10 protein-coding genes are annotated in these 24,203 nt (G+C 50.6%); 2 read left to right on the plus strand and 8 right to left on the minus strand.

Features of this window, described 5'->3' with window-relative positions:
- Nucleotides 1-93 precede the first annotated feature (93 nt).
- Both DFR60_RS25290 and DFR60_RS25295 read right to left on the minus strand, forming a co-directional pair.
- Complete coding sequence (locus tag DFR60_RS25290) at nucleotides 94-7,938, minus strand: carboxypeptidase regulatory-like domain-containing protein (protein ID WP_110325512.1); 7,845 nt, start codon at nucleotides 7,936-7,938, stop codon at nucleotides 94-96.
- A gap of 214 nt (nucleotides 7,939-8,152) precedes the next feature.
- On the minus strand, nucleotides 8,153-9,043 hold the full coding sequence (locus DFR60_RS25295; RefSeq protein ID WP_002601427.1) for a S8 family peptidase: 891 nt from the start codon (nucleotides 9,041-9,043) through the stop codon (nucleotides 8,153-8,155).
- A gap of 99 nt (nucleotides 9,044-9,142) precedes the next feature.
- Between DFR60_RS25295 and DFR60_RS25300 the strand changes: the two genes are divergently transcribed.
- Nucleotides 9,143-10,303: a M20 family metallopeptidase gene (locus DFR60_RS25300; protein WP_110325514.1), complete on the plus strand. Its 1,161-nt coding sequence runs from the start codon at nucleotides 9,143-9,145 to the stop codon at nucleotides 10,301-10,303.
- A gap of 104 nt (nucleotides 10,304-10,407) precedes the next feature.
- Here the strand turns inward: DFR60_RS25300 and DFR60_RS25305 are convergent, their stop codons facing one another.
- From DFR60_RS25305 to DFR60_RS25335, 6 genes are all read right to left on the minus strand, one after another.
- Complete coding sequence (locus DFR60_RS25305) at nucleotides 10,408-12,876, minus strand: transporter substrate-binding domain-containing diguanylate cyclase (protein ID WP_110325516.1); 2,469 nt, start codon at nucleotides 12,874-12,876, stop codon at nucleotides 10,408-10,410.
- Nucleotides 12,877-13,089: 213 nt separating this feature from the next.
- Entirely contained in the window at nucleotides 13,090-13,800 is a 711-nt protein-coding gene (locus DFR60_RS25310) for a Bax inhibitor-1/YccA family protein (protein WP_110325518.1), read from the minus strand.
- A gap of 741 nt (nucleotides 13,801-14,541) precedes the next feature.
- Entirely contained in the window at nucleotides 14,542-15,810 is a 1,269-nt protein-coding gene (locus DFR60_RS25315; protein ID WP_110325636.1) for a diaminopimelate decarboxylase, read from the minus strand.
- Nucleotides 15,811-16,247: 437 nt separating this feature from the next.
- Nucleotides 16,248-17,684, minus strand: a complete 1,437-nt coding sequence (gene pyk / locus DFR60_RS25325; protein WP_110325522.1) for a pyruvate kinase — start codon at nucleotides 17,682-17,684, stop codon at nucleotides 16,248-16,250.
- A gap of 18 nt (nucleotides 17,685-17,702) precedes the next feature.
- Nucleotides 17,703-18,548, minus strand: coding sequence for a rhomboid family intramembrane serine protease (locus tag DFR60_RS25330; protein WP_055659672.1), 846 nt, complete (start codon nucleotides 18,546-18,548; stop codon nucleotides 17,703-17,705).
- Between the two features lie 33 nt (nucleotides 18,549-18,581).
- Nucleotides 18,582-19,523, minus strand: coding sequence for a magnesium transporter CorA family protein (locus tag DFR60_RS25335; RefSeq protein ID WP_002601434.1), 942 nt, complete (start codon nucleotides 19,521-19,523; stop codon nucleotides 18,582-18,584).
- A 388-nt stretch (nucleotides 19,524-19,911) separates the two neighbouring features.
- Between DFR60_RS25335 and DFR60_RS25340 the strand changes: the two genes are divergently transcribed.
- The gene (locus DFR60_RS25340; RefSeq protein WP_110325524.1) at nucleotides 19,912-24,162 is read left to right on the plus strand and encodes a 2-hydroxyacyl-CoA dehydratase; all 4,251 of its coding nucleotides are present in this window, start codon (nucleotides 19,912-19,914) and stop codon (nucleotides 24,160-24,162) included.
- Nucleotides 24,163-24,203 lie beyond the last annotated feature (41 nt).

Here is a 24,203-nt window from a genome sequence, read left to right on the forward strand (position 1 = left end):
TCTCTTCTTTCTAACCCGGATTAAAACAGTCAAAGATCGGACAGAAGGCATTTACCCTCTGTCCGATCTTCTGTATTGAAGCCCGTTCTTATTCTATTTACTGTTCTGATTCCCGCCCGGCATATTCCATACGCCGTCAGATCCGACTGTATAGCCATCCGGCGTCATGGTATTCACGGCCATGGCTCCGTTCCAGTCCAGATAATACCATTTGTCATTCCACAGGATCCATCTCTGAGCCGCCATACTTCCATTTTCATTCAGATAATACCAGATTCCATGATCCATGATCCAGCCGGTCTTCATATAGCCGGATTCATCGAAATAGTACCACTGACCGTCGATTCTGGCCCAGGAGGCGCTGATGTATCCGCCTTCTCTCTTCTCGTACCACCAGCCGGTATCATCTTTCTTCCATGTTCCGGGAATGGTGTATCCCGGCCCCTGGTTATCCGCATCACTTCCGCTGTCTTTGCCCGGACTCACCGGTTTGGGCGTTTCCTTTGTATTGGCCGCCACGTACAGCGAAAGCTCCCAGATATCAAAACTCATCTGTTTTCCGCTGATGACAGGGCGGATTAATTCAATCCCGCCGTTGTGGTAATGGTAGAGAACCAGCTTCTCTTTTTCCAGTCCAGCCGGAATGTCCATAGTGACTCTGACCGGCAGTTTTGGCTGGATTTCTTCTCCGTCTGCCAGAAGCGTTATATCCATTGCAACGTAATTCGTTACTTTATCCGTTATGTCATCCGGTATGCCATCTGCCGGCTTCTTAAACCGCAGCCGCAGCTCCTGGATCTTCCCGGACTCAAAATCCGCACTCATGCCAAGTCCTGCAGCCTGCACATTCTTCAGACGGCTGTCAGCCTGCACAGAAGTGGTAATGTTTCCAAATGTCTCCAAAACCGCCTTCTCCATTCTTCTGAGCAGTGCAGATGTCCTGTCACTCAGCCTTCCTTTGCTTTCCAGATCCTGAAGCGTCTCCGATGCGTCATCGAGCGCCTGCTTAAACGCCTCCTGTTTCTCTTCCTCCGTTAAGTACGCTCCAAGACTTAATTCCTTATCCAGCTTCCGCCAGACAGCGTCCATTTTCCCTTCCGTCAGGGCGGCGCCGGACCTAACGACCGTCACGCTGATCGTATCCGTAAATTCCGTTTCCTCCCCGTCTTCTCCGTCGGCATAACAGGTGACTGTCACCTTCTTCTTTCCGGTTTTTGAGAACTCCTCCGCCTCGATTTCCAGTTCCTCGAGAGGCAGTGTTTCCGTATAGACTGCATTGCTGGAGGAAGCCACTGTCACTCTCACAGTCTTTTTTACCACCATACCGGCTTCGTCAAAGTCTTCATCCAGTCCGTACACCGTCCGATGCGGATTCTCTGTAATCGTAATTCCGGTAACAAAGGCATATCCCTCTTCGTCTCCGAACACCGTCACTTCGAAAGAATCCGTCAGTTCTGTTCCCGCTGCCTCCCCATCTTCCGGGATAACGCTTACGGTAACTGTCACCTTTCCCGGTTTTGAGAAATCGGACACTGCTTCGTAATCTTCTGCATTTAATATGGTCACGCCGGTCTCATCAAGGTTTAATCCCCTCACTTCCATGCCAGTAAGATCCAGATCTTCTCCCCACAGATAGAAAAGCTTATTGGGTTTTCTCACGATCTTAATCTCCGGAACTGCCCCCTCTTTATAGACGGTGACCTCAAATGAGGTTTTCAGTACCTTCTGATTCTCGTCTTCATACGTAATTATAATTTTCTTAGTCCCGGGTGTTGTGGAATCCAACTTCCCTACGGTATACTCCTCTTCATCCAGAACGCGTTCCTTCCCGCCATCCAGGAACAACGATACCTCCAGACCCTCCAGATCCAGATTCTCACCGGTCAGATAGGATCTCCTGACAGGCAGGGAGGTGACCCGTATCTCCGTCTTTTCCTCCTCTTCTGTTTTCTTCGTCAGGCTGAACTCAACGTTCTCCACATCTTCGCCGTTTACAGTGATGACCCTTACTTCCTGCTTAAAGCCTGCCTGCTCCGGCACCTCAATGCTGTAAATCCCGTCCTTTAAGTTCCTAAAGGCAAACGTTCCGTCTTCCCTTGTTCTCACTGCATTGGATGGGCTTGCTTCGGTAATATCGCTTCCCTCATATAAATTGATCTTTAAGTCTGCAATTCCCTGTTCCGAACCGTCTTTTGCCGCGGTCACAGTCCCTGTAACCTCATGGAGCGTCTCTTCAGAATCACTTTTTTCCAGTGCAAAATCAACGTCTGCTATGTCCCGGCCATTGACAGCAATTTCCTTAACTTCCTGTTTAAATCCATCCTGCTGCGGCACTTCAACGCGGTAAGTTCCATCCTTTAATTCCTTAAAGGTGTAGGTTCCGTCTTCCCCAGTCTTCACGGCATCCGACGGACTCGACAGGTTCTTATCATCTCCTGCGTAAAGCTTCACTTCAAAACCTTTCGCCGCGTCATCGTCTGCGCTTACGGTACCAGAGATCGTATGAAGCGTCTCCACCGTTTTTTCCGGTACAATGCTGATAAAACTCAGCACGGGATCCGCATCACCGGCCTTTTCCACGCGAACGGTCACCCTGCAGGTACTGCTTTCCGTCTTTGGAACCGTAACTTTCAGTTCCTGCACCAGATTCCGGTCGCTCCGTCCCAGGGTAAATGTCTTTGAGGAAAGGATTTCTTCCCTTCCGTCTCCACTTTCCATGACCGCCGATATCCTGGTATCACGGTCCGTATTCCACCATTCCTGATATCCGGTAAAGACGCTGTATTCTCCCGGAGTCAGGTCAAATGCATATTCAATAGCTTCATCCGCCTTTGCCCACCAGCCGTTTCCATACAGCCCGCCGCCGGTGTGCTTTCCAAAATTCACATCTTCCGCACCGAGATAACCGGCGTGGTTTTCCGGCTGGTACGCCTGATCCGGCTGTGTATTGCGCAGGCCATCCGCAGTTGCCTTCAGCAGTTCAAAATAATCGGAGGTTTCCGTTCCGCAGTCAAAGAAATAGCTGGTGTTTCCATTTAGAATAGCAACCGTATATCCGACTTTTCTGCTTACGCCTTCCAGCGTGCCGTAAACCGTATAATCTCCGACTGCCGGAATACCTGTATCGATCGGATCCCATGTAATGGCGACATCCTTTTTGATCTCGCCGCCTGCCATCACGTCCACCCTGTCAGGCAGTGCTTCTGCAAGTTCAGCCAGGGAAGCAAACTGTTTTGGTATCTCCGTGATGATTGTAGCCAGTTCCTCCAGCTTCCAGTTCTCATCGCGTCTCAGCGCTATGCGGCCGTCTTCCTGAAACTCCACCGGAAGCCATACGTAACGGGAATCCCTTAGATATCCTGCGTTCCAGCGGTCGCCCATATAGATGAATTTGCCGTTTTCCGCATCGACCGGAAATACGCAGGTGCTCTGTGTGTCGTAGGTGGTGTCGGAACCCCAGTCTGTACACGGATCACCCATGCTGGTCCACGGCCCCATGGGGTGATCTGCCACCGCATAATCCGCCCGGTTCGGCGACCATCCGGTACAGCCTGAATTTATGATATAATACTTGTCATTGTACTTGAACATCGCCGGCGCTTCTCTCGACCAGCCGACAAAGTTTCTGGTGAAATGTTCCCCTTCCACTGCCTCGTCCCGGTCTGCTTCCAGTGCCGTATAATCATCATTCAGCCTGGAGATAAAGGTCGTTCTGTTGCCTTCCGAGGAATAGATCACATAAGCGGTTTTGTCATCGTCGACAAACAGATTCATATCTCTCACAGAACCTCTTCCATCCCATCCATCGTAGCCGTGGTCTGCATTCGGATCATTGTGATAGTTTAATTTGTAGGACCCCAGCAGTTTAAACGGGCCGGCCGGACTGTCGCTGACCGCGACGCCTGCCTTTGCTTTCCCATAGTCCGCGTCACTGTCCGGTGTTCTTCCGTCTGCATGGAACCAGATGACGTAATTGTCATTCTTTTCATTATAAATCATCTTCGGCCGTTCCATTACACAGTTGTTCTTATCCAAATCTACAAAGATTTTTTCCCTCTCCTCCTCAGTATAATCTCCGTACAGCTCTTTGAAGTAAGGATCAGATTCAAATTCTTCCATGCTCTCCATGGTCTGGAGCACCACGCCTTCATCATCCCAGTTATACAGGTCATCAGAAGAATATACATGAATGCCGCCTACCGGACGGTAATCGTTTGTCTTATCTTCTCCTACCCAGTACCACTTCGTCTCACCATCTACGGTAAGCTGCTGAATCTGCCCGCCATGGGCCTGGATGTAGTTTCCATTCGAGTCGTACATGGGTGCTCCGGCCGCTCCCGTAAAAGAGTCATATTCCGTAATTTCAGGCTCTTTCTCTTCCACAGCCCTTACCTTGATGAAATTCAGGATGGGATCCTGTTTGCTGCTGTTTCTCCTCGGGCTTCCAACTTCGACGTTCAGCACGCCATCCGTCACTTCTGTGGTAAAGGTTTTGCTGACCCATTCGTCATATCCGATTCCGATATCAGTGGCCACAGTCTTCCCTTCCAGGGAGATATTGACCCATCTCTCATCCCACTGGTGCTTAAATGCAACCGTCACCTCATAAGTATTGGATTCAATCCCCTCCAGGCCATTCTCCGGCAGTTCAAAGGAATATCCAAGCCTGCTCTTATCTTTATCAAAAACCGCATCCTCAGCCATATAGATAAAGCTGTTCCCGATGTCGTACGCGTCTTCGCCCTGCTTTAACGCCTTCGAGTATTCATCATCTGGATTACGCCCCCACGTGCTGCCGGTTTCCGGGTCTTTTCCATATTCCTGGTCCACATTGGACTGCAGCAGCCCCATCTTTTCCGTATTGGAATTAGGGAGCACTGTCGGATCCGGAGTCCCGCAGTTTACGGTATACAGAACGTAATTATTGGCCAGCAGCTCCTCTTTCGTGTACAGCTCACTGCTTCCGCCCAGCGTAAAGTCGGCCTCTGTCACGTCAGCAGTTTCAACCGTCACTCTCTTTACGATCTCCTTATAATCGCCCACAGCCGAGAGAACTACGCTGTAAACGCCTTCCTCCAGTTCTTTAAAGGCATAGGATCCCGAGGCGTCCGTTCTGACTGCGGCGACAGGCTCCACGCCGGTATCTTTTCCCCTGTAAAGCTTCACTTCAAGGTCTCCTACGGCCTCACCGCGGTCGGATTTCACAGTTCCCGAAATGCTGTATGTCTCCTCCAGCGCACGCACCTTGATGAAATTCAAGACCGGATCCTGGCTGCTGCCGGTTCTCTGCGGGTTCTTAACCTGGACATTCAGCACACCGTCGGTTACTTTTGTCTTATACGTTTTACTTACCCACTGATACCGGTCCAATCCGACACCGGAATCAACTACATTCCCTTCCAGAGAAATATCTATCGTTCTCCAATCCCACGGATGCTTAAATGCAACAGTAACCTCGTAAGTATCAGAATCAACTCCCGCAAGCTTTTCCTGCGGCATCTCGAAGGAATAACCGAGACAGCTCTTATCCCTGTCAAAGACAGCACTGTCCGACATGTAGATAAAGCTGTTTCCAATATCGGCCGCATCACCTTCATAGTTCACAGCAATGGAATTCTCCGTATCTGCATCACGGCCCCAGGATCTGCCTGTCTTTGCATCATTTCCATAGGCCTGGTCTACATTTGACTGAAGAAGCCCCAGTCTTTCCGAATCGGTATTGGGAACAACGGAGGGATCAGGCGTTCCACAGTTTACCGTATACAGAACGTAATCGTTGGCAGCCAGTGCCTCCTTCGTGTATTCGGATGTGCCTTCTTCTATTCTTCCATGTGCAATTTCTGCAAATTCCAGCACAATCTCAGGCTTGCTTACTGTCTGTTCTTCCGCCATGCGTATGGCGACGGTATGTTCTCCGTCTTCAAGCAGAGGCGTTGTGTACAGATGGCTCCTCCTGGCTTCTGACTGTGCCCCTGCGTTTACAGACACTGCTTCTCCTCCATCGACTGAAATCAGTATCTTCGCGCCATTCCTGGATTTCTTGCCGTAAATTGCAGCCTGGACACCACTGAACCGAAAGACCGCTTCGGCGTCTTTTTCGGTCGTGTATTTCTCCTGTGTACCCCAATCCCAGCCTTCGCCCCAGGAGCCGGTGTATGTAAACTTATTTGTATCCGTGGCTCCTGCCGCACGGGTATCTTCCGTAGCCTCGACATTGCTGTCCACTATCTTTTTATATCCGGTCTCGTCGTAAAGCGGTTCCTCCTCTCCCGTTACGACATAAGTCGATACGGAATAGCCTGCAGGCATCGATACATTTAACACGCTTCCGGTTATGGCTGCCTCAACCTCCTGGCAATTCTCAGAATCGCTGGTACGGTACAGCTTTACACTGGAGGCATTAGGAAATGCACTTAGGTCTATGGTGGTATCCCTGGTGTCTCCGCTGAAATTCTGCGCCACAATCACCAGTTCTTTGCGGTCCGGAGATACTGCGGCGCACATATTACTGTCCCCAATCTCAATCATGGTGTAGCCGGCCTTTAGATACTTGCTGTACTGCATCATGGTATAGAACTGTTTCGTTACCGCCCAGTACCCAGCTTCCGGAACACTGTCTTTCACACTTCCATCTCCGTTAAACAAATTGGTATGATAGCCTTTTACCGGCCCATCCTCTTCAAATACGTAGTGAATCAATCCCCAGTTCTGGTTGGTCTGGATGCACTCGTATTCGCTGTCTGCAACCAGCCATGCGATCCATGCGGAAGACTGCATGCTCTTTAAATCGGACATGATTCCCTCGCTCTGCGACTTCGTCTGACACTGGCCCATATTCCCATGGGACCACTCGTTATGAACATCTCCGCCGCCCTTGGTAACCTCTGACATCCACAGCCCCTTATCGTAGGAAGCCGCCATATCCCGCAGTCTGGCCCGCTCGCTGTCACTGCCGCTGTAGGTATGGGCACTGATAACCTCCAGATCGCCCCGCGTCTGAGTGTTCAGCTTGTTGAAGGATCCGATCGCCCTCCCCAGGCTGGTTTCATCCGTTCCGGTCAGTCTTACCTCTGTCATACCTTCCGCTGCCAGTGCTTTCTTCATCTCCTGATACGCCTTTATCTGGCTTTCTCCCGGATAAAAGATACATCCTTCCTGCTTCGTACTGCCATTCAGCCAGTAATTGGTATCCGGCTCGTTGAGCGGTTCTACATAATCAATGCCAGTACCGAACTTCTCGTCTAAATTCCCGTCCAGCCACTTCACGGCACGCGCAAGGTACCGGCCGAAATCGTCATAACAGTCTTCCTTTAAATTCTCCTTTTCCCAGTCGTTCCAGTCATTTCCTCCCGTAGAACTGCCGGATTTTGTCATGTAATAGGGCGGGGAATTAGAGAATACTTCGTTGATGATATCGCCGCTGTCAAGCCGCCACTGATTGGCCTGCTCCAGCATCCATATCTGGCCGGCGTCATTCATCTGTGTCGATTCCTTTTGATAAAAGGCATCTTCCAGAAATGTCCCGCTTCCGTCATCCGTTCCAAACATGTCCTTACTCCACCCCGGAACACGTCCTTCCACACGTTTGATAGAAGAATCCGGCTTATCACCGCCGCCCACATTATAACGGACAATATTCAGATTCAGATAATCCGGTGAAAATGCCAGCTCCGCTATTTCTTCACGGTCCGGCCGGCCATTTCCATTGGTATCCCGCTCCCCCGCGGAACCAATTACATTGCCCCACCAGCACAGAGAAGTCCCCCACCCCTCCAGGGTCTGATAATGAATCCGGGGATCTACCGTGATCTCCCCCGCTGCCCCTGCCGCTGTCTGCATCTGCATCTGCGCGGCGGCAGGAAACGGGACACCGGACAGCGCCATCGGTATGGCCAGCAGAGCCGCAGCCCCTCTTCGAATCCCATTAGACTTTTTCATAAAATACCTCCTAACTTACAATTATTATGACATATTAATGATAACAACTGATGAGTCAGAAAAATATGATAAAAAGTCATATTTCTTGATAATTAGTTAGGAATTAACTCTATGCTAAAAGAATAAAGAGTGCACATACCCGATCAAGCGGGGAGCCGCTGTCCAGCGGCTTCATCTCCCGGACAGCGGCTCCGTTATTCTGATGATTTCAAAGTCATTCAATCAGACGTTCCACATCAAGCATTCCCCAGCCCTGCTGATTCATGGGCAGCCCCAAATCCACCGCCCGTTCTCTCAGCCTGAGTTTTACATCCCGGTTGCTCATATAGGGATATTTCTGCAGTAAAAGCGCAATCGCCCCTGAGACCAGGGGCGTGGACATGGACGTTCCGCTTTTTGACTGGTAGCCCCCTGTTTCCGGGGCGCAGCTGATGATTCCGGCTCCGGGAGCGATGATTTCCGGTTTACAGATACAGGCCCCGGTAGGCCCTCTGCCGGAATAGTCGATCATACGGTTTCCCATCACATTCACTTCTTTATAGTCATCGGAGCATCCCACCGTAATCACCTTCCGGCTGATGCCCGGCGTAGTTATGGTGTTCTTTCCGGGACCCATGTTGCCGGCAGCCACACAGACCACCAGACCGTCGTCCCAGGCGGCATTGACGCCGCGCACCAGGACGGAGTTTTCAGTCATGCCTTTCTTACTGAAAGAACCGACTGATATATTTACAATCCGGATTCCCAGCCGTTCCCGGTTCTCCCGAATCCATTTGATACCGGCCAGAACATCGGATGCATATCCGTTTCCTTTCTGGTCCAGCACCTTGACCATGATAATATGGCACTCCGGCGCCACCCCCTGATACCTTCCATCGGAAGAATTTCCGCTTCCGCCAATAATTCCTGAAATATGCGTTCCATGACCGTTGTCATCATATGGCTCCCGTCTCCGGTGCACCATATCCGTAAACGCAGCTACTCTATGTTCAAAATCTTCATGAAGATAAATTCCCGTATCCAGCACGGCCACACCGATACCGCGGCCAGTCAGGCCCATACGGTAGGCCGCTTCACATCGGATTACTTCTCTCGCATGGTTCACAGTCCACTTACCTGATTCCTTTTTTATTAGCATATTCCATTTACATTCCCATGTTTCACCCCTATAATGGAAATAACTGAAAAAAAGGAGAATCGTATTATGGATAACCACAATTCAGACGCCATGGAGCTGACCATGAACCTGGTCCGCATCGACAGCACCGATCCCGGCGCCTATGAAGGAGAAATCGGAGAATTCATTTTCCAATATCTGAAAGGCCTGGACGTTCCCGTCATCAAAAAGGAGGTCCTCCCGGGCCGTTTTAACGTCATGGCGAGGCTGGAGGGGGAGAAACAGACTCCCGCGCTCGTCTATATCTGCCACATGGACACCGTCACCACAGGGGAGGGCTGGACCGTATCCCCATTTGGCGCCGAAGTGATCAAAGGCCGCATCTACGGCAGGGGAGCCTGTGACATGAAATCCGGCCTCGCCTGCGCCCTGTCCGCCTTTACCACCATGGCTCTCAAAGCCCGAAACGGCCAAAAACCGAAGCGTACTCTCGTCTTCATCGGAACGGTGGATGAGGAAGACTTCATGCGCGGAGCCGAGGCCGCCATCGCGGATGGCTGGGTCACGAAGGACTGCTGGGTCCTGGATACTGAGCCCACGGGCGGACAGATCGAGGTAGCCCATAAAGGCCGCACCTGGTTTGAGATTGCAGTGAAGGGAATCACGGCCCACGCCAGCACTCCATGGAAGGGGGCGGATGCCATCGCGGCCATGGCGGAGATCATCTCCTTTATACGCCGCCGGATCGCCTCCTGCCCGGTCCATCCGGATCTGGGCGCTTCCACCGTAACCTTCGGACAGATTGAGGGGGGCTACCGTCCTTACGTGGTACCCGATTCCTGCCGTGTCTGGATCGACATGCGCCTCGTTCCGCCGACGGACACAACAAGCGCCGTGACGATCGTGGAAGATGCAATTGCTGCCGCCATACAGGAAATTCCCGGCATCACTGCATCGTATCAGATCACCGGGAACCGCCCCTATGTGGAAAAAGACGAGCAGTCGCCCCTCTTAAAGGCACTGTCGGAAGCCTGCGAAAAGGTCACCGGCGAACCGGCAGCCATAAGCTTTTTCCCTGGTTACACAGACACCGCCGTCATCGCCGGAACACTGGGCAGCCATAACTGCATGTCCTACGGCCCCGGCGACCTGGAGCTGGCCCACAAACCGGACGAATATGTGCCCTGTGAGGATATTCTGCGCTGTGAAGAGGTGCTGACTCAGCTGGCAGAAAATTTGCTGTTCTGATTCTCCTCCGGAGAAAAACGACTGCACAAATAACGACTGCATAAAAATACGCCCGTCCGGGATCCCATTCTCTATGGTATCCCGGCGGGCGTATTCCTTATTCCTTATTCCACTACTAAAACCTCACTCCTGCCATGCTTCTTTATCTGGTACAGCGCCTGGTCTGCCTTCCGGTAGAGCACATCATAATCAGTCTCTCCACCCGCCATGGCTGCGCCGATACTCAGCGTCACTTCTTTTCCATGTTTCTCCAGTGTCACACCTTTCACACGCTCCAGTACCTCGGTACAGCGCTGCTTCACAATCTCCGGATCGCTCACCGCTTTCATGAAGACCACAAACTCGTCGCCGCCCAGTCTGCCGACTATATCATCCGTGCGGAAACATGCCTGCAGAATCTCAGCAGTCTCTTCCAGCACCTGATCGCCCGTATAATGGCCCAGATAGTCATTAATCTGCTTAAAGTAATCGATATCCATGATAATCATGGCTCCGGCTCCATTCCGGTCTTCCTCCACGAGCCTCTGTTTCATCAGCTGATGGCTGGTGGCCGAATTGTACACCCCTGTCAGGCTGTCCCGTTGGGCTCTCGCTTCCAGCTGACTCTTAATCTCGCGTTCCGTCTGAATATCAATCAGCTTCCCCACCGCGTACAACGGTCTTCCCGCAGTATCCAGAACCATCTTGGAGATGACCTTTAACCACCGCACATTTCCCCGTGGAAGCAGACATTCGTGTTCCGTATTGTTTTCCTCCTGGGTAATCATATAACCAAATACCGGATACTTCTGTTTCATGGTCTCCGGCTTTTGTATCTTCCTCTCGCACCCCAGAAATCCAGCTGTCTGTTCCGTCAGATTTAAGGTACCTTCCCTGATATTATACTCATACAGGAACTCGTTGGACAGCTCACTAAGCTGCTCATACCGCTGGTTCTCCAGCGCCTTCCTTGCCATATTCTTCCTTCTGGTAACCTCCACGGTAATAAATACCGCGGTGACCACCATCAGCCAGAAAAGGACCAGATAAAGTATGCTCTGTTCCGGATTTCGCATCACATATTCAGAAAATGTCAGGTCTCCAGCATCATACGCATTCTCATACAGAAAACGGTTTACCCGATCCTCTGGAAGTACCCGGATTACCTTATTCATAATCGAAAGCAGCATAATATCCACCGGTCTTCTGATTCCAAAACAGTATTTCTGTGTCCAGTTCTCTGATTGTGCAAATGTGAGCAGATTTTTATAATTATGGGCAGTCAGATAATACTGAACCGCATAGCTGTTGCCGTAACAGTAATCTGCTTCCCCTTTATGAACCGCCTCCATGCATTCTTCTACATTGTCATAGTAGAGCTGTTCTCCCTGCAGGCCCTGCTCCATCAACAGCGACTTCTGCAGCGCAACCCTTTTTCCCGACAAGTCCGTAAGCATCTTCATGTCATCATTCATGATCAGCTGCAGGGGAACTGACAGATAAGGCAGCGTAAGCGCACAGCTTCCCGCTCCGCTCCCTTCATAGTCATCCGCAATACCGATCACCAGATCGATGGTACCTTCCTCCATTGCTCTGGAATACTCTTCCCAGTTATAAAAGGGAACGATCTCATACGTCAATCCGGTCTGTTCCTCGATATACTTAAGAACCTCGATGGAAATCCCCCTGATCTCCCCGTTCTTTGCCTGGTACTGCAGCGGCGCCCGCCCCAGCATCACACCTGCCCTGATGGTTTCCTTCTGACCGATATACTCCAGTTCCGAATTCGAAAGGACCAGCCCATCCTCCCCGGTAAAATATTTTCTGTTAAGCTCTGCGCTCATGAATGGATTGGTGGAGGTGGTGATCTCCATTGCCTTATTAAGTTCTCCCGCCACCTCCTGATTTCCCTTCGTCACACCAAAGTAAAAAGGACGGGAATCAAATCGGGATATCACACGCAGTTCATGGTTGCTTAAGCTGACATCCATACTCAGAATCGCGTCAACGCTTCCGTCCCTCAGCAGATCCATCTGCTCCGCTCCTGTACGGCACAGAACCTGATTCACATGAAAGCCGTTCATTTTCGAAAATCCATTTAACTTTTCATCTTCCTGACCATCATAGCTGATCACTGCGACCCGGATATTGTCAAATGAGTCGTAATCAAATTCTGTATACTCCAGATTATCCTTCAAAACGGAAAGCGTCTTGTGTGCGGTTCCATAGCTGTATTCGGGATAATTAATGATCTCTGCAAGCCCATCCGTATAATTCATGGCCCCCATTAAATCGATTTCCCCATTTATAAGCATGGCAAGCAGATCCGACAACTGTTCATCCAGCGTGCCTTCCACTGTAACAAATTCATATTCCCAATTGGTATAGCGTGCGATCTCCTGCAAGTAGTCATACGTATATCCGCTGTAATTTCCATTTGCATCGATCTCTGTAAACCCCTGCTGTATCGGATAACCTACCCGCACAACCCTGGCATCATTTTCGGCAGCTCTCGCTGTAAAGGAAAACAAAAGCAGGCAGAACAGAACCATAAACGGTATCCCTGTCTTATCCCGCCAATTCCTGTCCCCCATATCTTTACCTCCTGCAAGTAAAACTTAAATTCTTAATTCCAATCATAAGCCAGAATTCTTTGATCGTCAAATACTTCCGGCATTTTCCTGCCATCTATGTCGAAAATTCGTCCATGATAACCGGAAATATGATTTCCTATGGCTGGAAACAGCATCCGATATGCAAAAAAATAAAAAGGCGGACCGCACCGGACCGCCTCATTCTGACAATTCTTATTTACGTCTGCCCACAATTCTGATGATATAGAGGAACAGGTTCACAAAATCCAGGTATAACTGAAGTGCGGAAAAGATGGATGCCTTCGCCGCCATATCCTGATCCTGTGCGTAATACTGGTGGTAAGCTCTGATTTTCTGAGTATCGTACGCGGTAAATCCAAGGAAAATAAAGATACCGATGTAACATACGATCAGTTCAAACTGTCCCAGGTTTATAAACATGGATAATACCCAGAAAACAACCAGGAAGATCAGTCCGCCCATTAAGAAGTTGCGGATACGGCTGAAATCCGCATTGGTCACGTATCCGATCACAGCCATTACGCCAAAGAAGATGGATGTGGCGCCGAAGACCAGAATCAGGTCAACCATGTCGTACATTAAGAAGTATGCGGAAAAGACAATACCATTTAAAATCGCATAGGTAAAGAACAGCGCTCTCGCCGTGCCGACGGACATCTTGCTGATCCGTGCGGATAAGAATAAAACCACCGCTATCTCCGCCACTCCTAAAACCAGATAGGCGTAAGGAATCGCAAATACGTAGATGATCGTTCCAGTCGTATAACCAAACATGGCTACAAGGAATGTGATAAGAAGTCCGGCAAACATCCAGCCGAAAGTTTTTGCGGTGTATTTGCCCAGCGGTTCTGCACTGGTGCTGTCGGAATAAACGTAAGGCTGATTTGTTGAATTATAATCCATATGTATAATCCCCTCTTTCTTTTTTTATAGTTTACTATATTTCATAGGAAAAGTCTATGAATTATTTCACAAAGTTAGGCCTCAAAAGCGAATATAGTTACAGTTCAATCCCCACCAGGGACACCGCAGTCCGGTTCGGCCGGGCAGGCTCGCTCAGTCTTTCCTGTTCCGGTTTCGGGCATAAGAAGTTCTAAACGTGCAGAATTTTTCTAAAAACCAGATGAAATTCCCAAACTCGCTGCGCTCAGACAAGTGGGAATTTCACCTGAACGAAAAATTTTGCGCGTTAAGAACTTCTAATACCCTGCAAAGTCACAAGAAAGACTGAGCGAGCCTGCCCGGCCGAACCGGACTGCGGTGTCCCTGGTGGAGATTGAACTGTAACGCGAATATGTCACCAATTGCCGCTTCCCTGTCACCAATTGTAAAAAAACCGTTATCTTTTTTAACTTTTCATTTTAAGCAAATTGGGAAGCATCGCCCTCACTGGCCTCCCCGATTTATGGAAACAGATGATGAATTAAGAAAATCTTCATAATCTATTCAAACAATATACAAACATTTCCAAGGGCAGTATGCTATACTAAGTACATAAGAAATGCACAAAGTAACAAATTATCCTTTCACCCTTTTTGAAAATCCGAAAATCCTAAAGAAAAATCAACCCTGTGTCGAAAGACACAGGGATTTTTCTTTTCTATGACCAAAACACCTCATTCACACTGCCCTCAGGCAAGAATCCTATATAAGATCCTCTAAGATATCGCAGAAATCAAAGGTTGCGAAGTAATCCTTTGGCGTCTCCGCCCTCCGGATCATTTCCACAGAGCCGTCTTCCCGAAGAAGAAGCTCGGCTGATTTCAGTTTCCCGTTGTAATTATATCCCATGGCGAACCCGTGTGCTCCCGTGTCGTGAATGTAGAGCAGATCCCCTTTGTGAATCTCCGGCAGCATCCGGTCGATGGCAAACTTGTCATTATTCTCACAGAGAGAACCGACCACATCGTACTTATGGTCGCACGGGTCGTTCTCGCGCCCCATAACGGTCACATGGTGATACGCTCCGTACATGGCCGGACGCATCAGGTTCACCGCGCAGGCGTCCACGCCCACATACTCCTTGTGAGTGTGTTTCTCATGGATGGCTCTCGTCACCAGCGCGCCGTAGGGCCCCAGCATGTAGCGGCCCAGCTCCGTGTAGATCGCCACATCATCCATGCCCGCAGGCACCAGAATCTCCTCGTAAGCCTTTCTTACGCCCTCGCCGATGGCCATGATATCGTTTGGCTCCTGGTCCGGACGATACGGAATTCCGATTCCGCCCGACAGGTTGATAAACTTAACATGGGCTCCGGTCTCCTCTTTGAGCTTCACCGCCAGCTCAAATAAGATCTTGGCCAGCAGTGGATAATACTCGTTCGTCACCGTATTGCTGGCTAAAAATGCATGGATTCCGAAATGCTTCGCGCCCTTTTCCTTTAAGATCTTATACGCCTCAAACATCTGCTCCGTCGTCATACCATACTTGGAATCGCCGGGATTGTCCATGATGTCGTTGCTGATCTTGAACACGCCGCCCGGGTTATAACGGCAGCTGATGGTCTCCGGGATCTCCCCGATGGCCTTTTCCAGATACTCAATATGGGTGATATCATCGAGATTGATAATCGCGCCGATCTTATGGGCAAACTGAAACTCTTCCGCAGGTGTGTCGTTGGAAGAAAACATGATATCGCCGCCGGAAAATCCCAGGGCATCCGCCATCATCAGCTCCGTCTCGGAGGAACAGTCTGTCCCGCAGCCGAATTCCTTCAGAATGTTTAAAATAAACGGATTCGGGGTCGCCTTCACCGCAAAGTACTCTTTATAGCCAGGATTCCATGCAAACGCTTCCTTCAGCTTCTTCGCATTCTCCCTGATTCCCTTTTCATCATAAATATGAAATGGAGTTGGATACTGTTCTGCAATCTCTTCCAGTTTTTCTTTCGTCACAAATGGTCTTTTCTCCAAAGCCTTGTCTCCTCCTTTGATAAAAACTTTCCATACTCCAGGTATTTCCCCAGATTCTTCCGCAATTCCTTCTATCATAATAAAAAGGTCTGACCGGGTACAGATTCCGTTACGAATCATTGTACTGGGGACAGACCTTTTTGTCTATACTTTTTTTAGTAAATAATCAAAATAGTGGTTTGGCGAATGCTACGCCAAAAAGCTTGAGGGGAGCAGGGGCAAAATCGCGTTTTCAGGACGCGATTTTGCGGGCACTGAGAGCGAACGCATCAGGCGTTCGGTCGAATTGCCCGGGACCCCTGCGGAGGGGGCTGTTCGCCCTTAGTCCCACCCCCTCGGAATCCCTGAACCTTTCCCTCCCTGCCGCCTGCTCTCCCTTTTCCTCGATCCCCCATGCAAAAGTCCGCGTATCTACCACCACAAAACCACTCTTTTACTTAATCAACCGTTACCACCCGTAAAATATTGGTGTGCGCCGCAGGCTCATGCTTGCTCGTCGGGCTTACCACTCCCGCTGTAACAATAACCAGATCATCTTCCTTCACGATATTCTTAGCCTTCAACAGCTCGATGGAGGAGTAGATCAGAACGTCGGTGGACTCTGCACGTTTCGCATGGAAAGGCTTAACGCCCCAGTAGAGCTGCATCTGACGCACAGCGGAAGCGCTCGGTGACAGGCCGATTACCAGGGACTCCGGTCTCCATTTGGAAAGCATTCTCGTCGTAAATCCGGTGATACTCGGCGCAACGATGGCTTTCGCGTTTAAGTCATGGGCGGTTCCCACGGATGAAGAACAGACGGCATTGGAGATGTTGTGCACGTTGGCTGCGGATACGCGGCGCTGGCGATAAGCGGAGTAATCAAGATGTTTCTCCGTCTCCTCCACGATGGACGCCATCATCGACAGCGCTTCCACCGGATACTTGCCCATAGCGGTCTCGCCGGACAGCATCACCGCATCGGTTCCGTCATATACGGCATTGGCTACGTCGGTAACCTCGGCTCTCGTCGGGCGCGGATTGCGGATCATGGAATCCAGCATCTGAGTCGCGGTGATAACCGGTTTGCAGGCTACGTTGCATTTTTCAATAATCATCTTCTGGATATACGGTACTTCCTGAGCCGGGATCTCCACGCCCATGTCACCGCGGGCTACCATGATTCCGTCGCTGGCCTCGATGATCGCGTCCAGGTTTTCAATGCCTTCTGCATTCTCAATCTTAGCGATTACGGCCATGTTGGAGCCATGCGCGGAAAGGATTTCCTTAATCTCAAGAATCGCAGCAGCGGTTCTTACAAATGATGCCGCGATAAAATCAAAGCCCTGCTCGATACCGAATAAGATATCGGCTTTATCCTTCTCTGTCAGCGCCGGAAGCTTAACCTTTACGTTCGGCACGTTCACGCCCTTTTTCTCACCCAGCTCACCGCCGTTTACAACGCTGCAGACAATGTTGTTTCCATTCACTTCCACAACGTCCAGTTCGATCAGGCCGTCATCGATCAGAATCTTGTTGCCTGCCTTCACATCCTCGTGCAGACGCTCATAGGTAATGTGGCCCATCGTCTCGTCGCCGATGATGTCATCGGTTGTGAGCGTATACGTCTGGCCTTCCACCAGGGTAACCTTCTTTCCGTCCTTTAAAACGCCGGTACGGATCTCCGGTCCCTTTGTATCTAAAAGAGCGGCGATCGGTAAATCCAGCTCCTCTCTGACACTCTTTAACATATCGAGACGCGTTTTCTGCTCCTCGTAATCTCCATGGGAAAAGTTAAATCTTGCAACATCCATGCCGTTCTCGGCAAGTGCCTTCATTAAATTGCGGTCATTCGTGTTCGGACCCATGGTGCAGATAATTTTAGTTCTCTTCATTGATTTCCTCCAAGCTGGTTATTTCGTGGTTTTCCGGGCTTCGTCTTCCTCCCGGGTAACGTGTTTATGTGTATATAAATGTTCGGAACAGTACTCATAGCTGCCCTCGCATTTGGAACAATAACGGAATTCTAAGTTCGGATCATCCTTTTCCGTCCTGCCGCAGACCGCGCATTTGTGATGGGTGCTTCCCTGGGGCATGATCTTCGTCTGCCTCTGGAAATCCCGTTTGCGCTTGATCTCCTTCGGATTCACCCGGTTAAAGTTCCTCGTCATAAAGAAGAACAGGATGAAGTTTAGCAGAGACAACACGATGGTGACACGAACGCTCGTTCCCCCTTTGACAAAGCCGTACAGGAAGTAGATACCATTAAACAGAGCCAGCCATTTCGCCTTGATCGGAATAACGAAAAACAGCAGAAATTCCAGATCGGGAAATGTCGCAGCAAAGGCAAAAAACAGGGAAAAGTTTAAGAATTCGGTTGTCAGATACACCGGCGTGCCAAAGAACACATACAGAATCAGCGACGCCGCCACATGGCCGATAATTCCCATGAAGAAATACACATTAAACCGGAATGCCCCCCATACACGTTCCAGCGTATTTCCTACCATATAGTATAAATACATGGAAATCAGGCTTCCAAAGATACCGCCTCCCGGCGGGTAAATCATAAATGTCACGATTCTCCAGATCTGACCGTGCAGAATCGCCTGCGCGTCCAGCGATAAAAACCGCCAGTAAAATCCCGGAGCGAACATCTCCATTAAGAGTCCGACGCCGTACATCAGGATAATATAATACATCAGGTTCGGAATCGCATACCGTTTAAACTTGCGTTCCAGATTGTAAAAAAATTTCATTCTTCCATCCTTCTCACATACATTGATAACAGATCAGAACAGATCTTTTTTAGAAAAGATCCAGGCTACGATCAGCGTCAGCACCAGCGTAAATCCCAGGACGATCAAAAATCCGTAAGGGCTGTCTGCAAACGGCATTCCACTTGAATTCACATTCATTCCGTAGAAGCTGGCCACCATGGTCGGTATGGACATGACGATGGTGATGGTCGCCAGAAACTTCATGACGATATTCAAGTTGTTGGAAATAACGGAGGCAAATGCATCCATGGTGCCGCTCAAAATTCCGCTGTAAATGTTGGCCATTTCGATGGCCTGCTTGTTCTCGATGATAACATCCTCCAGAAGGTCCGTGTCCTCCGGATACTTCTTGATTTTCTCGTTTCTCATCAGCTTTTCCAGTACGACTTCGTTGGACCGTAAGGAGGTCGTGAAGTATACAAGGCTCTTCTCCAGCTCCAGGAGCTCGATGAGTTCCCGGTTCTTCGTGGATTTGTGAAGCTTTTCCTCGATAACGCCGCTCTTCTTGTCGATGATTCTCAGATACTGAAGGAACAGCGATGCGTTTTTATAAAGCACCTGCAGAATAAACCTGGTCTTCATATACGTGTGGAAATCCCTCACACGGCCGTCCATAAACGCCCCCAGTACCGGTGTCTCTTCCAGGCAGACCGTGATGATGACCTCTTCCGTCGTGATGATGCCCATAGGGATCGTCACATACCAGTCCTTGTCGTTTCGTTCCTCGATACTCGGAATATCCACCAGTATTAAGGTGTAATTATCCTCGGTTTCAATACGGGAACGCTCTTCTTCATCCAGAGGCGCCCTTAAATCATCGGGATCAATCCCGTAAGTGTTGGCAATCTCCAGAATCTCCGTTGCCGTAGGGTTTGTAAGCGCGATCCAGGATCCTGGTGACAGCTCATCCTTCTGGTGAATCAGACCGTTCTCTGTTTTAAAAATGCGAATCATGAGATACTTCCCCCTTTACTTGGCATACTTAGACTTATACATTATAGAGTCCCATACCTTTTTTGTCAAACGAACTTTAAACAGATTTGGCGATCTTACACAAATTTTACTATTTTTTAACACTTTTTAACACAGCACGGCGATTGTATTATTTCTTATTTTATGGTAAACTGGGTGCGGTGAGCCCGACAACTGTTCCCGTTCACTCCGTGACCGGCAACTCGATGCACAGAAACGGCAAGAAACGCCGTTTCGCGCTGCAAGCCTCGGGTTTTCTGTGACTTTCGCTTCACTCCACTCACAAAAAACACCTCGCGGGACACTGGCAGTGAACAGTAGCTGACAACTTACTTATACACGAAGGAGGCAGGGGAGTATCCCCGCGCATATGACTACATATAACACGTTAGGAATCGATATCGGTTCTACCACCGTAAAGATTGCAATATTAGACGGTGATCATCACATATTGTTCGCTGATTACGAACGGCATTTTGCCAATATACAGGAAACGCTGGCGAGTCTCCTAAAAAAAGCCTATGACTTGCTCGGTCCCATGGACTTACGGCCTGCCATTACCGGCTCCGGCGGACTCACGCTGTCGAAGCATCTGGAGATTCCATTTATTCAGGAAGTCGTTGCGGTAGCCGCTTCTCTTACTGATTATGCCCCACAGACCGATGTTGCAATCGAACTTGGCGGAGAAGATGCAAAAATCATCTATTTTACCGGAGGCATCGACCAGCGTATGAACGGTATCTGCGCAGGCGGCACCGGTTCTTTTATTGACCAGATGGCTGCGCTCTTACAGACAGACGCGGCCGGACTTAATGAATATGCGGCGGATTACAAAGCGATCTACCCGATTGCGGCCCGCTGCGGCGTTTTCGCTAAATCTGATATCCAGCCTCTCATCAACGAGGGCGCTACGAGAGAAGACTTAGCGGCCTCCATCTTTCAGGCGGTGGTCAACCAGACCATCAGCGGCCTGGCCTGCGGGAAGCCAATCCGGGGCAATGTAGCATTTCTGGGAGGTCCGCTTCATTTCCTGCCGGAGCTCCGTAAGGCATTTATCCGCACGCTGCATCTGAGCGGCGACGCGATCATCGCCCCGGAGAACTCTCATTTATTCGCCGCCATCGGCGCGGCCTTAAACGCGGAGGAACGCGGCGCGCTCCTGTCCGCGGAAGAGTTAATTACCCGCTTATCCTCCGGAATCCGGATGGAATTCGAGGTAAAGCGCATGGATCCGCTGTTTGCAGACCAGACGGATTACGATGAATTCACAAGACGCCACGAGAATCACTGCGTGACAAAGGGCGATTTGTCCTCTTACCACGGGAAATGCTTCCTGGGTATCGACGCCGGTTCCACCACCACCAAGGTGGCTTTAGTCGGCGAGGACGGCACGCTCCTATACAGCTTTTACAGCAGCAATAACGGCAGCCCTCTGGCCACGGCGATCCGGGCCATGGGGGAGATCGACAGCCAGCTGCCCGGGGACAGTGAGATCGTCTACTCCTGTTCCACCGGATACGGCGAGGCGCTCTTAAAAGCCGCGTTCCTGCTGGACGAAGGAGAAGTGGAGACCATTTCCCACTACTACGCCGCGGCGTTTTTTGAGCCGGACGTGGACTGCATCCTGGACATCGGCGGCCAGGACATGAAGTGCATCCGCATTAAGAACGGCACCGTGGACAGCGTTCAGCTAAACGAGGCCTGCTCCTCCGGCTGCGGTTCTTTCATCGAGACATTTGCCAATTCCCTGAATTTCAGTGTGGAGGACTTTGCGAGAGAAGCGCTCTTTGCAAAAAATCCCACGGATCTCGGAACCCGCTGCACTGTGTTCATGAACTCCAATGTAAAACAGGCGCAGAAGGAAGGGGCGACCGTGGCCGACATTTCCGCCGGTCTCGCCTACTCTGTTATCAAGAACGCCTTATTTAAGGTCATCAAGATTACCAGCGCCTCCGATTTAGGCGAACACGTCGTCGTACAGGGCGGTACGTTCTACAACGACGCGGTTTTAAGAAGCTTTGAGAAGATCGCCGAGTGTGACGCGGTACGCCCCGACATCGCCGGCATCATGGGCGCCTTCGGAGCCGCGCTGATCGCAAGAGAGCGGTATGACAGCACGAAGACCACCTCCATGTTAAGCATGGAGAAGATCTTAAGCCTTCACTACGAGACCTCCATGACGCGCTGCAAGGGCTGTACCAACAGCTGCGTTCTGACGATCAACCGTTTCGACGGCGGACGGCAGTTCATCACCGGCAACCGCTGTGAGAGAGGGCTGGGTAAGGAACGGGCCAAGAGGGAGATCCCCAACTTATTTGATTACAAATACCACCGCATGTTCGATTACGAGCCGCTGAGCGCGGATTTAGCCACAAGAGGCGTCCTCGGAATCCCACGGGTGCTGAACATGTATGAGAACTACCCCTTCTGGGCTGTCTTTTTAAAGGAGCTGAAGTTCCGCACGGTACTCTCCCCGCAGTCCAGCAGAAAGATATATGAGCTGGGAATCGAATCCATCCCCAGTGAATCGGAATGCTACCCGGCCAAGATCACTCACGGCCACATCGAGTGGCTGATCAAGCAGGGCATTAAGACCATCTTCTATCCCTGCATTCCGTACGAGCGCAACGAGACTCCTGACGCCGGCAACCATTTTAACTGCCCCATCGTCACCTCTTACGCCGAAAACATCAAAAACAACGTGGAAGAACTGGGTACGGAAAACGTCCGTTTCCTCAATCCTTTTATGGCGTTTACCAATGAAGAGGTGCTGACAAAACGGCTGACCGAGGTCTTCTTTGAGGATTTCCAGATTCCCGCTGAGGAAGTGAAAGCGGCCGCCCACAAGGCGTGGGAGGAGCTTCTGGCCTCCCGTCTGGACATGGAGAAAAAGGGCGAGGAGACACTGAAGTGGATGGAAGAAAACGACCGCCACGGCATCGTCCTTGCAGGCCGTCCCTACCACGTGGACCCGGAGATCAACCACGGAATTCCGGAACTGATCACCTCCTACGGCTTCGCAGTCCTGACAGAGGACTCCATCTCCCATTTGGGAGAGATTGAACGGCCTCTTGTCGTCACGGACCAGTGGATGTACCACACCCGCCTCTACCGTGCCGCAAGCTACGTAAAATCACAGAACAACCTGGATTTAATCCAGTTAAACTCCTTTGGCTGCGGCCTCGACGCTGTCACCACGGACCAGGTAAATGATATCTTAACCGGCTCCGGAAAGATTTATACGGTGCTCAAGATCGACGAGGTCAACAATTTAGGCGCAGCCAGAATCCGCGTCCGCTCTCTCATTGCTGCGCTCCGCGTGCGCGATAAGAAGCACTATGAGCGGAAAGTGATTTCCAGCGCCTACCACCGCATAACATTTACGAAGGACATGAAGAAGGATTATACCATCCTCTGCCCGCAGATGTCGCCGATCCATTTCGACTTAATCGAACCGGCGATCCGCTCCTTCGGCTACAAGGTGGAGGTCCTGCAGAATGACAACCGCTCCGCCATCGACACAGGCTTAAAGTACGTCAACAACGACGCCTGCTACCCCTCTTTAATTGTGGTAGGCCAGATCATGGACGCCCTGCTGTCCGGCAAATACGATTTAGACCACACAGCCATTTTCATGAGCCAGACCGGAGGCGGCTGCCGTGCGTCCAACTATATCGGCTTTATCCGCCGTGCCTTAGAGCGCGCCGGCATGGGCCAGATTCCGGTCATCTCCGTCAACGCCAACGGCATGGAGACGAACCCCGGATTTGCCATCACGCTGCCGCTGCTTACCAAGGCCATGCAGGCGGTCGTCTACGGCGACATTTTCATGAGGGTTCTCTACGCCACAAGGCCATACGAGAAGGAGCCCGGCTCCGCCAATGCGCTTCACCAGAAATGGAAAGAGCGGTGCATTAAGTCCCTGTCGAAGCGGATCCCGAACATGATGGAGTTTTCCCGTAATATTTCAGGAATCATCCGGGATTTCGATGAGCTTCCCAGAATTCCGGGACTCCAGAAGCCAAAGGTCGGAATCGTCGGAGAAATCCTCGTCAAGTTCTCGCCTCTGGCCAACAACCACATCGTGGAACTGCTGGAATCCGAGGGCGCCGAGGCCGTGATGCCGGATCTGATGGATTTCCTGTTATATTGCTTCTACAACAGCAACTTTAAGGCCGCCAACTTAGGAGGCAAAAAATCGAGCGCCAATCTCTGCAACATGGGAATCTCGCTCCTCGAGTATTTCCGCAGGGTAGCCCGCAGGGAACTGGTAAAGAGCAAACACTTTACCGCCCCGGCCCGCATCGCTAATTTGGCAGACATGGCCAAGGACTTTGTCTCCATCGGCAACCAGACCGGCGAGGGCTGGTTCCTGACCGGTGAGATGCTGGAGCTCATCCACAGCGGCGTCGGCAACATCGTCTGCACGCAGCCGTTCGGATGCCTCCCCAACCACATCGTGGGCAAGGGCGTCATCAAGGAGCTTCGGAGGGCATATCCGAATTCCAATATCATCGCCGTGGACTACGATCCGGGCGCAAGCGAGGTAAACCAGTTAAACCGAATTAAACTGATGCTGTCTACCGCGCAGAAGAATCTGCGTGTGCAGGATACAAAATAATAAGAAGGCCGCCGCAGGGTTTTTAAAGCCCTGCAGCGGCC

It is taken from the genome of Hungatella effluvii, assembly GCF_003201875.1.
Taxonomy (GTDB): Bacteria; Bacillota; Clostridia; order Lachnospirales; family Lachnospiraceae; genus Hungatella; species Hungatella effluvii.

What these genes read in the sequence shown, in the direction of transcription:
- DFR60_RS25290 (WP_110325512.1), bottom strand. Translation starts at nt 7,938, where the DNA reads ATGAAAAAGTCTAATGGGATTCGAAGAGGGGCTGCGGCTCTGCTGGCC.
- DFR60_RS25300 (WP_110325514.1), top strand. Translation starts at nt 9,143, where the DNA reads ATGGATAACCACAATTCAGACGCCATGGAGCTGACCATGAACCTGGTC.
- DFR60_RS25305 (WP_110325516.1), bottom strand. Translation starts at nt 12,876, where the DNA reads ATGGGGGACAGGAATTGGCGGGATAAGACAGGGATACCGTTTATGGTT.
- DFR60_RS25310 (WP_110325518.1), bottom strand. Translation starts at nt 13,800, where the DNA reads ATGGATTATAATTCAACAAATCAGCCTTACGTTTATTCCGACAGCACC.
- pyk (WP_110325522.1), bottom strand. Translation starts at nt 17,684, where the DNA reads ATGAAGAGAACTAAAATTATCTGCACCATGGGTCCGAACACGAATGAC.
- DFR60_RS25330 (WP_055659672.1), bottom strand. Translation starts at nt 18,548, where the DNA reads ATGAAATTTTTTTACAATCTGGAACGCAAGTTTAAACGGTATGCGATT.
- DFR60_RS25335 (WP_002601434.1), bottom strand. Translation starts at nt 19,523, where the DNA reads ATGATTCGCATTTTTAAAACAGAGAACGGTCTGATTCACCAGAAGGAT.
- DFR60_RS25340 (WP_110325524.1), top strand. Translation starts at nt 19,912, where the DNA reads ATGACTACATATAACACGTTAGGAATCGATATCGGTTCTACCACCGTA.